Below are 11,771 nucleotides of genomic sequence, written 5' to 3'. Positions count from 1 at the left end.
TATATGATGCAATAAACCAAGGACGCAGTGGTTTATTGCTCAAAGTATTTGTAATAGAGGTTACTGAGCTGATCCGTTCAGACGGTTCAACCTTTGCAGGAGTGAAACTAGGAGCTAAAAATTTTCAATTTTATTCCGTCGTATACGTAATCTTCTCAGATTATATTCGTTTCATAGTCACCTGTCTAATTCCTTTTGTTACATTATTGAATTTCATAACCTATGAGGAGACCATTTTCTTCGGCGTAAAAACTGCACAGGCCAGAAGTTGGAATAACTTCAATAACAGCTTGAGGAAATTTTTCTCGCACCATTTCGGAAAATTGCTGGCAAAACTTAAGATTATTTCGATGAGCAATAATGATTTGCCCACCTGCATAGCCCGCTTTTATAAGTTCATCAAAAGCTGCAATGAGTGATTTTTTTGCACCACGTGCCTTTTGAAGTAACTCTAGCTTCCCGTCTTGGCTAGCTTCGCCTACCATACGGATGTTAAGTAATCCTACAACGGCTCCGACTAATTTGCTTAGTCGACCATTTTTAACGAGATTGTCAACTTTGGCAAGAACGAAAAGTAATTTTGTCTTGGTTTGATAGGCTGTAATTTCTGTCACGACTTCTTCATAACTCAAACCTTGACCAATAAGAAAATTCAGTTTTTTGATAATCAAGTCATTCTCGCCGCCTGCAGAAAGAGTATCAATAATATGAATATTCACATCGGGGTGTTCTTCGAGATAGAGTTTTTTAGCAACTTGCGCGCTATTGTGACTTCCTGATAAGGTTCCTGTAATAGTAACCACAAAAATATTTGAAGCGCCATCAAAAGCCTTCATGTAGTCATCTGGACTAGGACAGGCTGATTTTGAAGCAGAAGAAGTGGCATACATTTTTTTCATCATATCATCAATATTGAGTTGTGCATTATCTATAAAGATTTCATCGTTTACTTGAATGCTCAAAGGAACATTTTCAAATAAGGTGTCAACAGCAATATTTTCGATAGTTCTATAATCACAACCTGAATCAGCTACAATTTTCCAAGTCATTAAATTCTCCTTTATTGGGTAGTAAATTAGTTAGACATTGACAAAAGTTTTGTCTTTTTTTACAATTATATCATGAAATCTCTGCCTTAGAAAGCCTTTACAGTCGGTTGTTACACGTAGAAAGAAAATGTTATGTCGGAACGTAAAATATCGAAAAAATCCTTAGAAAATTTAAAAATATCAAATGAGGAATCGAATCGAATTACAAAAGAATCATTAGAGATTTCTTTATTGCAATTATTGGAAAAGAAAGAGTTGACTAAAATTACTATTTCTGAATTAGTAGAGAGGGCAGGCGTTTCACGTGCAGCTTTTTATCGAAATTATGATTCAAAAGAAGAGATTTTACAAGAAATTTTTCAACGAACAGTGCAAAAGATTACAGATAAATTGGAACAATTTAATATGAGAACAGAACTTTATCAAGTATGGTTGTTTTTGTTTAAAGAAGTCAAAAAAGAAGCTCGAATTGTTAGTCTAGCGATAGACTACAATTTAGAAAAACTGTTGACAAGTGCTGTGTTTGATATGTTAGAGCAACAAAATTATTCCAGAAAAGAGGCTTCAACATACATGAATTCTTTTTGGAGTTCGGCGGTGGTTTCTGTTTTGATTAAATGGATAAAAGACGGTATGAGGGTTCCAGCAGAGAAGATTGCATCGCTCGGACTTCCGCTTTTTCCGCAGCGAAAGAATGGTAAATCGAGCGACGAATAAGACAATGAGGTGTAACATGGTTAAAAAAAGATTGGCTTGGGATGAATATTTTGCAGCGCAAGCTCTCTTGATTGCTAATCGCTCAACCTGCAAGCGAGCAAGTGTAGGAGCGGTTATTGTAAAGGAGAACAAAGTTATTTCAACAGGATATAATGGTTCTGTTTCAGGAACGGAGCACTGTATTGATCATGAATGTTTGATGGTTGATGGGCATTGTGTGAGAACCTTACATGCAGAAGTGAATGCGATTTTACAGGGTGCAGAGCGTGGAATCCCGAAAGGTTTCACTGTTTATGTCACGCATTTCCCTTGCCTCAATTGTACTAAGCAGCTTTTACAAGTTGGTTGCAAGCGAGTGGTGTATATCAATCAATACCGTATGGATGATTATGCGCGTTATTTATATAGCGAAAAGAAAGTCGAGCTAGTACATTTGCCAATTGAAAAAGTAAAAGAAGCAATTTCGGAGATTGATTTAATATAACTTTTAGAGTGTAACATTTATTTTCTATGAATACAAGGAAAGAAAATATGACAGAAGAACAACTTCAAAAAGCCTGGCAAGCATTGTTTGATGGGCAATATCATCTTGCGAAGCAATTAGTTTATCAAATAGAGCAAGACAATTATAGTACACTGAATTTAAAAGCATATATTGCTTTAGAAGAAAAAGATTTTGCGTTAGCCCGTCAATTTTTAAAAGACTATTATGCTCAAGCTGTGTCTGAAAAGAACCTAGAAGAACAGCACATAGGCTTACATCAACTAGCTATGGTCGAACGAGAAGAAGAACATTTTCAAAAGGCTTATGATTTGATAATGACAGAAGCTGCAATTATTATAGAGCATTTCCCTGATGATGTACTAAAGAAATCAGTCAATTTGTACGAACAAGGATATTTACAGTTCAAACTTGGAAATATTCATCTTGCAGAAGAGCTTTTGCAAGAAACACTAAATTTAGCATTGCAGACAGATGATTTAGTCAACCATGCTTGTGCTTATCGCGCCTTGGCTGAGGTAATGTTAGCTAAGAGAGATATAAAAAGAGCTAAGCTTTATGCACAAAAAGCACTGGCGTGTTTTGAAAAAGCAGGTGATGGCGTTGGAGCGACAGAGCTGAAGGGTTTGATGGCACAGATAAAGTAATAAGATGAAAATTTCATAATGTTTGTAAAATAAAGGTATTCTAATATAAAAATTAGAGTATTTTTATATCCATTTTAACGAACGATGAACTGAAATTTACTAAATAAGGTTTTAGTTTATCAAAAAATCTTATATAATGTAATCAAAAAATAATAAAAGAGGATTGATTATGAAGAAGAAAAAATAAATGTTTCTATTTTGTCGACATTGCTTAGTCTTAGTGCATTATTTCAATGGCGCATGTCTTTTCCAAGTTTCTACGATTGTTGATAAAGACAAGAATCTTGAAGGTGATGAATTTGTGGTTATTGATATGACGTCGCCAGAAATTATAAAAAAGACACTCACATAATATTCAAGGTGTTACGTTTAAAGATTCAATTTCAGAAATCAATAAAGTCAAGGCTAAATAAAAATGGAAGAATATTACTTCTTCCGTTTTTATTTTTAAAATTACATACTTGTTTACACAGAAATAAATTATTATTATCAAATTTACAAAAATCTTGTTTTAAAATGCTGCTTATTGCAGTTGGTGTAAACCGCGCTATATAGAGTTCCCTTTATTTCTGTTTGGGTTGTTGTTTTGTGATATTCAATCCGAAAGGAATAAGGTTTTCTTGTTTCATCCGAATCCGATGAATATTATCTTTGTGCCGAACGATAATGATGAGCGCTAGTACAAGCACAATCATGGTAAAAAGCACATCGTAACGCGGCAATAGAAAGCCAAATAGTGGAAAAAAAACAACTCCCAAAATAGCGGAGGTAGCAGCTGTCACACTCGAAAAGGAAATCATACTGGTCAGATATAAGCAACTGAAAAAGATGATAGCTAAATAAGTGAAGAAAGTAGGTGAAAATCCAAGAATGACGCCTGCGCTAGTTGCTACGGCTTTACCACCTTTAAATTCTGCAAAAATGGGAAAGGTATGCCCAAGAACGGCTAAAAGTCCAAAAACGAGAGGAGAAATACCGTTGATGTGAAGAAAAAGAGGCAATAGCGTCGCAAATGTTCCTTTAAAAAAGTCAAAAATAAAGGTGATGATTCCTGCTTTTTTCCCAAGGACACGAAAGGTATTGGTCGTTCCTGTGTTTCCGCTACCGTATTCGCGGAGATTTTTCTTGTAAAATATTTGTCCAATCCAAAGTCCGGCAGGAATTGAGCCTATCAAATAAGCCAATATCAATGTAAAAACTATTTTTATCATGTTTTTATTATACCATGAATTTTGATTTTGATTGAGGAATGATAAGGAATATTTTACAAAATTTGTCTAGGCTGACAAAATGGCGGTGAAAAGCAGAAAGAATACATTATTTTCTAAAAAACTTTGCAAAATTTGTTAAAAACTTGTAAGATAGAAAGGATGAATGATTCAGGAGGTTCCTTGTGACAAAAAAGGAAATCAATATTAATAATTACAATGATGATGCCATTCAAGTATTAGAAGGGTTAGACGCAGTTCGGAAGCGTCCTGGTATGTATATCGGCTCAACCGATGCAACTGGGCTTCACCATTTGGTTTGGGAAATCGTCGACAATGCAGTCGATGAAGCTTTGTCTGGTTTTGGCGACAAGATTGATGTGACGATTAACAAGGATGGGAGTTTGAGTGTTACGGACCATGGACGTGGGATGCCGGTTGGTGTGCACGCGATGGGAATCCCAACTGTTGAGGTTATTTTTACGGTACTGCATGCAGGCGGAAAATTCGGTCAGGGCGGTTACAAGACATCGGGTGGCTTACACGGAGTTGGTTCTTCTGTGGTAAATGCGCTGTCTAGCTGGCTGGAAGTTGAAATCACACGTGACGGTACAATTTATAAACAACGTTTTGAAAATGGTGGAAAGCCAGCAACAACTTTGAAGAAAATTGGGACAGCAGCTAAGTCCAAATCTGGTACGAAAGTGACTTTCATGCCAGATGATACGATTTTCTCAACGATTGATTTTAAATATAATACAATCGCAGAGCGGCTTAATGAATCGGCCTTTTTGCTCAAAAACGTTCACCTTTCTCTGACAGATGAGCGAACGGGCGAGTCTGTTGATTTTCATTATGAAAATGGGGTGCAAGATTTTGTTAGCTATCTGAATGAAGATAAGGAAACATTGACACCAGTTCTTTATTTCGAGGGAGAAGAGGGCGGTTTTCAGGTAGAGGTGGCTCTCCAGTACAATGACGGTTACTCAGACAATATCCTTTCTTTTGTCAATAACGTCCGCACCAAGGACGGCGGAACGCACGAGACGGGCCTCAAGTCAGCCATTACCAAGGTCATGAATGACTATGCGAGAAAGACCGGTTTGCTGAAAGAAAAGGATAAAAATCTGGAAGGTTCTGACTACCGTGAAGGCTTGGCAGCTGTGTTGTCTATCTTGGTGCCGGAAGAGCATTTGCAGTTTGAGGGTCAGACCAAGGACAAGCTAGGTAGTCCACTGGCTCGTCCTGCAGTTGATTCGATTGTGTCCGACAAATTGACCTTCTTCTTGCTGGAAAATGGCGAATTGGCGTCTAATCTGATCCGCAAGGCAATCAAGGCAAGAGATGCACGCGAGGCAGCCCGCAAGGCGAGAGATGAAAGCCGTAATGGCAGGAAAAACAAGAAAGACAAGGGATTGCTGTCTGGGAAATTAACACCAGCCCAATCCAAAAATCCAGCTAAAAACGAACTCTATCTGGTCGAAGGAGATTCTGCGGGTGGGTCTGCCAAACAGGGTCGTGACCGCAAGTTTCAGGCTATTCTGCCTCTCCGCGGTAAGGTTATCAATACTGCAAAAGCCAAAATGGTAGATATTCTCAAAAACGAAGAAATTAACACCATGATTTACACTATTGGTGCAGGTGTTGGCTCGGACTTCTCTCTAGAAGACGCCAACTATGACAAGATTATCATCATGACCGATGCTGATACGGACGGAGCCCATATCCAGACGCTCTTGTTGACCTTCTTTTACCGCTATATGCGTCCGCTGGTTGAAGCAGGACATGTCTATATCGCTCTGCCGCCGCTTTATAAGATGTCTAAAGGCAAAGGCAAGAACGAGGTTGTTGAGTACGCTTGGACGGACGGCGAACTAGAAGATTTGCGCAAGAAATTTGGCAAAGGTGCCATGCTGCAGCGTTACAAAGGGCTTGGAGAAATGAACGCCGACCAGCTTTGGGAAACCACTATGAACCCTGAAAACCGCACCCTCATTCGCGTCACCATTGACGACTTGGCTCGTGCCGAGCGCCGCGTCAATGTCCTCATGGGCGACAAAGTCCCACCCCGCCGTAAATGGATTGAAGATAATGTCAAGTTTACGCTGGAGGAGAGTGGAGTGTTTTGATGGAGAAAATTTTAAAGTTTTTATTATACTTATTAAATAGATTGACAAATAAATTTAATGAACTCTATGAGAAATATGAAAATGTAAAGCGAAAGATAGATAGTTTAGAGAATTTGAAGATAATGAATAGTAAAGAATATATTCAGGTATTAGCAATCAAAAATATATTTAAATATTTATTCTTGGAAATATTTGTTGGGTTTCTTTTTATAATGCTTTTAAAATTGAATCCAACATTTACTAATAGCGATTTTTTATGGCCTACTATTTTATGGCCTATTCTCTATCTAGTTGTTCTTTTATTTTTAGTAGGAAGTCTTTATTATTGTTTAACAAAATTCTTTGTTTCATTAGTTTCGTTGACTTCCTTTAAGAAAAATTGTTTTTTTAAAATTATCTATAACTTATTTCCTGAACTGAATTGGCTAAAACACTATGCCTTACTAGTACCTATAGTCATTTTTTCTATATTGATATCTTTGTTTATATCTATTTTAGTTGGCAAAAATAATTATCTAGGTATTGGTATTTCTGTCTTAATAGCAACAAGGACGATGATTTGGATTTTGAAGGGGATAATTAAATCACAGCCAAGTTTTCGATTTGGAGATTATAATTCTAGTCCGACAACCATATTAGCAATTCTTGCTATTCTAATTTATATTTTTGGTGATGTAGATTGGGAAAGGGACTATATCTGGAGTTTGACAATCATTATTGTAACAATATCAAGTTATGGGATAGAAGTTGTTATTGATGACCTATATGCTGAAGGAGAGCAGAAAGCCCAAGAAATTTTCCAAGAGCAGCTACTTTCAAACAATCCAGACTATGAAGAATTAAAGAAATGTTACGATCATGGGGGTGAAAAGTACAAAGAAAAGTTGCTGAGTACAGAGAAATTTTTAGAAGTAATTGTAAAAAATGAATTGAAATCACTAAAAGATGTAAAAAACTATGGAGATTATAGACTGTACAAAGCATTCAATTACAAAAACTATTTAGATTCACAAAAATAATGATATCTTTCAAATCTCAAAATTATATTCCCCACAAAAAATCACCTTCCCCATCCCTAAAACAAGAAATTTCACATGAAGAATTTTTTGTCTAGGAGTAAAAAACCAAATCACACATGTGTGATTTGAATTTTTAGAGCAAAAGACGAACATTTACATGTGTTCTGAGCGATTTTGAAGCAAAAAACTAAAAAACACACGAAGAAAGAAGAGTTTATGACAAAAGAATACGGAGTCATTAGTTTAACGGTACGCAATTTGGAGAACAACGAATTTTCTCAGCTCATGACCGAGTCGAAAGAGGCGATTGCTGCTTTTAACAAGGCGCATAAGGTGGAAAGTATTTATACGAGCAAGCTGGAAGAGATGAGCCAGCATTTGATTAAGTTTCAGGAGGGGCTTCATCAGACGAAAGCTAGTCGCTTGGTGACTAGTTTAGACCAAGCCGACCGCGAGCGAGACGATGCTTTGGGGACGCTGACTGCTTTGGTGCGGGCGTTTTCACGGGTCAAGGAGACTGCGACCAAAGAAGCCTACGACACCTTGGCGGGCTTGCTGAAAAATTACGTAGGGATTGCGGCTGCTAACTATGAAAAGGAAACCGAGGGCATCAACCACCTGCTCCAAGAGCTGAAGAAATCAACCTATCAAACGGCACTGGCAAAACTGCACTTGGAAGCTCATGTGGAAAGCTTGATGACTGCGCAAAAGCGGTTTGAAGAAGCCTATAAGGAGCGCTTGACCGAGTTAAAAGGCAAAGTGCCTAGCCAAAGCAAGCAACTCCGCATTCAGCTACAAGAAATTTACGATTTCCTGCTGGATTTCACTGCTATTATGACCTATGCCTACCCAGAAAGAAGCCACTATGCAGATCTTCGCGACCACCTCAATACCATTCGCAGTCGCTACAAAAAACGCAAAGCGGTTAAGAAAGTGAAAGAAGCAATCTAACAAAAAGGTAGGGACTTCCATGAGAATTGAAAGTGAAATGTTGGATTTGATTTTGCGAATTGCAAAAGTCATACAAGCGGATGCAGTCGCTCTATCTGGCTCGCGGGCAAATCCGAATGCTCCAAAGGACGAGTTTCAAGATTATGATGTGGTCTACATTGTGGATGATTTGGATGGACTGGTAGCTGACCTTGCTTGGTTGGAAAGGTTTGGCAAGCGCATTATTGAGCAGCATAACCAACTAGACCATCGCCGCCTCTATCTCATGCTCTTTGAAGATAGCAATCGGATAGATTTGACCCTCTGCCCTAAGGAGCACATTAAAGAGTGGGTGGATAGCGAAGCAGACTTCACGGTGTTGGACGACCCACAGGGACTTTTTCGACCCTATACCCCCACTCTCAAACGCTATTGGACAAAACCAGCAAGTGCGGATGATTTTGCAAAATCTTGTAATGAATTCTGGTGGGTTTCAGCCTATGTTGTCAAGGGTATTCAGCGTCAGCAATTTGTGTATGCGGTGGATCATCTCTATGGTATCTGTCAGAAAGAATTGCTGAAATTATTGGCTTGGCAAGTGGCAGCGGATAGAGGAGTCATTGATGTCGGCAAAAACTATAAGTATCTGTTTCAGTATTTGCCCGCTGAGAAGGAGGAAGAATTTGCCGCTTTGCTTGATTTTTCCAGCAAAGAATGCCTCATCCAGTCTTTACTGTCTACGCAGCAATTTTTCCACAGAGAAGCTCAGGCTTTCTCTCTCAAGACTGGTTTTCCTTATGATAAAGAAACTGCAGAAAAAATGATTCAGTACACTAAAGAAAAACTGAATCTAAGAAAGTGATAATCCACTTTGCTCATTCATAAGAGATGCCTCTTACATCAGGAAGCATTAAAAAAGAAAATTACAGAAAGGATAGTTTGGTTGTATAGCAACTGAACACGGGACTAAGACTTAGAAAAAAGGATAAATCGGTTGGGGTTCATCGAACCCTGCATTGATTTCCTATTTTTCTACAGAAATTTTCGGCAAGCCGAAACGTCCCTTTGTATCTTATGTCTAACATTCAAAACATGTCCTTAGAGGACATCATGGGAGAGCGTTTTGGGCGCTACTCCAAATATATCATTCAAGAGCGGGCCTTGCCCGACATTCGTGATGGACTCAAGCCCGTGCAGCGTCGGATTCTTTATTCGATGAATAAAGACGGTAACACCTTTGACAAGAGTTACCGCAAATCGGCCAAGTCTGTTGGAAATATCATGGGGAATTTTCACCCGCATGGTGACAGCTCCATTTACGACGCTATGGTCCGTATGTCTCAGGACTGGAAGAACCGTGAGATTTTAGTGGAGATGCACGGAAATAATGGTTCTATGGACGGTGATCCGCCAGCCGCTATGCGGTACACTGAGGCTCGCTTATCTGAGATTGCCGGCTACTTGTTGCAAGACATCGAAAAGGACACCGTACCTTTTGCTTGGAACTTTGACGATACGGAGAAAGAACCAACTGTATTGCCTGCTGCTTTTCCAAACCTTTTGGTTAATGGTGCGACGGGGATTTCTGCTGGTTATGCGACAGACATTCCGCCTCACAATCTGGCTGAAGTCATCGATGCAGTGGTTTATATGATTGATCATCCCAAAGCCAAGGTGGACAAACTCATGGAATTTCTGCCAGGTCCTGACTTCCCAACGGGAGCCATTGTGCAAGGGCGAGATGAGATTAAGAAAGCCTATGAGACTGGAAAGGGTCGCGTCGTCGTGCGTTCTCGGACGGAAATTGAAAAACTCAAAGGTGGCAAAGAGCAGATCGTTGTGACAGAGATTCCTTATGAGATTAATAAGGCGGTCTTGGTCAAGAAAATTGACGATGTGCGGTTCAATAGCAAGGTAGCTGGTATTGCAGAAGTGCGGGATGAGTCTGACCGCGATGGGCTTCGTATTGCCATTGAGCTGAAAAAGGATGCCAATACCGAGCTAATTCTTAATTACCTTTTTAAATATACGGACCTGCAGATTAACTACAATTTCAACATGGTGGCCATTGATCATTTCACACCACGTTTGGTAGGAATTGTACCAATCTTGACCAGCTACATTGCTCACCGCAAGGAGATTATTCTGGCTCGCAGCCGTTTTGACAAGACCAAGGCTGAGAAGCGCTTGCATATCGTAGAAGGTTTGATTCGAGTGATTTCTATCTTGGATGAAGTGATTGCGCTCATTCGTGCATCGGAAAATAAATCAGATGCGAAGGAAAATCTCAAAGTCAGCTATGATTTTACCGAGGAGCAGGCTGAAGCCATTGTCACCCTCCAACTTTATCGCTTAACCAATACTGACGTAGTCGTTCTGGAGGAGGAAGAAGCAGAACTGCGCGATAAAATTGCGATGCTTTCTGCTATTATCGGCGATGAGCGCACCATGTATAACCTCATGAAGCGTGAGCTCCGCGATGTCAAAAAGAAATTTGGTAATCCTCGTCTTAGTGAATTGCAAGATACGGCAAATGCCATCGAGATTGATACAGCGAGTCTGATTGTGGAAGAAGAAACTTTTGTTAGCGTCACTCGTGGCGGTTACCTCAAACGCACTAGTCCGCGCTCTTTCAATTCATCAACAGTTGATGAGGTCGGTAAGCGGGATGATGATCGTCTGGTTTTTGTCAGCTCGGCGAAAACTACTCAGCATCTTTTGATTTTTACCAACCTTGGCAATGTCATCTATCGACCGATTCATGAACTGGCAGACATTCGCTGGAAAGAAATCGGGGAACACCTCAGTCAGACTATTACTAATTTTGAGACGAATGAAGAAGTCATCTATACAGAATTGGTTGATAATTTTGACGAAGGAACTTATTTTGCGGTAACAAAACTAGGGCAAATCAAGCGCGTAGAGCGAAGAGAATTTAGTCCTTGGCGAACCTATAAGTCCAAGTCTATCAAGTTTGCTAAACTAAAAAATGAAGACGATCAAATTATCACCCTCTCTCCAATCAAGCTGGACGATGTCATGTTAGTGACTAAGAACGGTTATGCTCTTCGGTTCAATATCGAAGAAGTACCAATTGTGGGTGCCAAGGCAGCAGGTGTCAAAGCTATCAATCTCAAAAAAGATGATGTCCTAGCTACTGCTTTTATTGCCAATACTGATTCACTTTATATCTTGACTCAGAGAGGAGCGCTCAAGCGAATGGCAGTTGCAGACATTCCTGTGACTAGTCGAGCGAATCGTGGCTTGCAAGTGTTGCGCGATCTGAAGTCCAAGCCACATCGTGTCTTTCAAGCAGGTCCTGTCTTTGGGGAGCAGCCTGCAGAACTAGATCTCTTCAGTTCAGACAATCCAGCAGCAGAAGAAGAGCAGATCCTTTCTATTGTATCCAGCAAAGGAACGACTTACGAGGTGAATCTAGCTGATCTTGGTTTATCTGAAAGAACCAGCAATGGTAGTTTTATCTCAGATACCATTTCTGATGAAGAAGTGTTTTCTGCGAATCTTAAATAATTGAAAATCAGTCCAAGTGGCTGATTTTTTATTGTCGTT

At 39.5% G+C, this 11,771-nt stretch carries 10 protein-coding genes; 8 read left to right on the top strand and 2 right to left on the bottom strand.

Going from position 1 to position 11,771, the window contains the following annotated elements:
• Positions 1-203 precede the first annotated feature (203 nt).
• Complete coding sequence (locus H8787_RS06290) at positions 204-1,049, bottom strand: DegV family protein (RefSeq protein ID WP_037596973.1); 846 nt, start codon at positions 1,047-1,049, stop codon at positions 204-206.
• A gap of 132 nt (positions 1,050-1,181) precedes the next feature.
• Between H8787_RS06290 and H8787_RS06285 the strand changes: the two genes are divergently transcribed.
• Genes H8787_RS06285 through H8787_RS06275 form a run of 3 tightly spaced genes read left to right on the top strand, consistent with a single transcriptional unit; the run spans position 1,182 to position 2,915 of the window.
• On the top strand, positions 1,182-1,766 hold the full coding sequence (locus tag H8787_RS06285) for a TetR/AcrR family transcriptional regulator (protein WP_037596974.1): 585 nt from the start codon (positions 1,182-1,184) through the stop codon (positions 1,764-1,766).
• Positions 1,767-1,782: 16 nt separating this feature from the next.
• The gene (locus H8787_RS06280; protein ID WP_006267890.1) at positions 1,783-2,250 is read left to right on the top strand and encodes a deoxycytidylate deaminase; all 468 of its coding nucleotides are present in this window, start codon (positions 1,783-1,785) and stop codon (positions 2,248-2,250) included.
• A 47-nt stretch (positions 2,251-2,297) separates the two neighbouring features.
• Positions 2,298-2,915, top strand: a complete 618-nt coding sequence (locus H8787_RS06275; protein WP_039677124.1) for a tetratricopeptide repeat protein — start codon at positions 2,298-2,300, stop codon at positions 2,913-2,915.
• A gap of 563 nt (positions 2,916-3,478) precedes the next feature.
• On the opposite strand, the gene plsY is transcribed toward H8787_RS06275, so the two are convergent.
• The gene (plsY, locus tag H8787_RS06270; RefSeq protein WP_020997801.1) at positions 3,479-4,126 is read right to left on the bottom strand and encodes a glycerol-3-phosphate 1-O-acyltransferase PlsY; all 648 of its coding nucleotides are present in this window, start codon (positions 4,124-4,126) and stop codon (positions 3,479-3,481) included.
• 182 nt (positions 4,127-4,308) lie between these two features.
• Here plsY and parE point away from each other — a divergent pair, with 182 nt between their 5' ends.
• The 5 genes from parE (at position 4,309) to parC (ending at position 11,732) form a co-directional block, all read left to right on the top strand.
• Positions 4,309-6,252: a DNA topoisomerase IV subunit B gene (parE, locus tag H8787_RS06265; RefSeq protein WP_187327692.1), complete on the top strand. Its 1,944-nt coding sequence runs from the start codon at positions 4,309-4,311 to the stop codon at positions 6,250-6,252.
• Positions 6,252-7,271: a hypothetical protein gene (locus H8787_RS06260; protein WP_187327691.1), complete on the top strand. Its 1,020-nt coding sequence runs from the start codon at positions 6,252-6,254 to the stop codon at positions 7,269-7,271. The genes parE and H8787_RS06260 overlap by 1 nt, the downstream gene beginning before the upstream one ends.
• A 216-nt stretch (positions 7,272-7,487) precedes the next feature.
• The gene (locus H8787_RS06255) at positions 7,488-8,222 is read left to right on the top strand and encodes a DUF6261 family protein (RefSeq protein ID WP_187327690.1); all 735 of its coding nucleotides are present in this window, start codon (positions 7,488-7,490) and stop codon (positions 8,220-8,222) included.
• A 19-nt stretch (positions 8,223-8,241) separates the two neighbouring features.
• Positions 8,242-9,063 carry an aminoglycoside 6-adenylyltransferase gene (locus tag H8787_RS06250; RefSeq protein ID WP_187327689.1) on the top strand — a complete coding sequence of 274 codons (822 nt, stop codon included), beginning with the start codon at positions 8,242-8,244 and terminating at the stop codon, positions 9,061-9,063.
• Between the two features lie 212 nt (positions 9,064-9,275).
• Entirely contained in the window at positions 9,276-11,732 is a 2,457-nt protein-coding gene (parC, locus tag H8787_RS06245) for a DNA topoisomerase IV subunit A (protein ID WP_187327688.1), read from the top strand.
• Positions 11,733-11,771 lie beyond the last annotated feature (39 nt).

This window comes from Streptococcus sp. NSJ-72, from assembly GCF_014334035.1.
Classification (GTDB): Bacteria; Bacillota; Bacilli; order Lactobacillales; family Streptococcaceae; genus Streptococcus; species Streptococcus constellatus.
This window is presented reverse-complemented; position numbering and strand designations above follow the sequence as displayed.

What these genes read in the sequence shown, in the direction of transcription:
- H8787_RS06290 (WP_037596973.1), bottom strand. Translation starts at nt 1,049, where the DNA reads ATGACTTGGAAAATTGTAGCTGATTCAGGTTGTGATTATAGAACTATC.
- H8787_RS06285 (WP_037596974.1), top strand. Translation starts at nt 1,182, where the DNA reads ATGTCGGAACGTAAAATATCGAAAAAATCCTTAGAAAATTTAAAAATA.
- H8787_RS06280 (WP_006267890.1), top strand. Translation starts at nt 1,783, where the DNA reads ATGGTTAAAAAAAGATTGGCTTGGGATGAATATTTTGCAGCGCAAGCT.
- H8787_RS06275 (WP_039677124.1), top strand. Translation starts at nt 2,298, where the DNA reads ATGACAGAAGAACAACTTCAAAAAGCCTGGCAAGCATTGTTTGATGGG.
- plsY (WP_020997801.1), bottom strand. Translation starts at nt 4,126, where the DNA reads ATGATAAAAATAGTTTTTACATTGATATTGGCTTATTTGATAGGCTCA.
- H8787_RS06260 (WP_187327691.1), top strand. Translation starts at nt 6,252, where the DNA reads ATGGAGAAAATTTTAAAGTTTTTATTATACTTATTAAATAGATTGACA.
- H8787_RS06255 (WP_187327690.1), top strand. Translation starts at nt 7,488, where the DNA reads ATGACAAAAGAATACGGAGTCATTAGTTTAACGGTACGCAATTTGGAG.
- H8787_RS06250 (WP_187327689.1), top strand. Translation starts at nt 8,242, where the DNA reads ATGAGAATTGAAAGTGAAATGTTGGATTTGATTTTGCGAATTGCAAAA.
- parC (WP_187327688.1), top strand. Translation starts at nt 9,276, where the DNA reads ATGTCTAACATTCAAAACATGTCCTTAGAGGACATCATGGGAGAGCGT.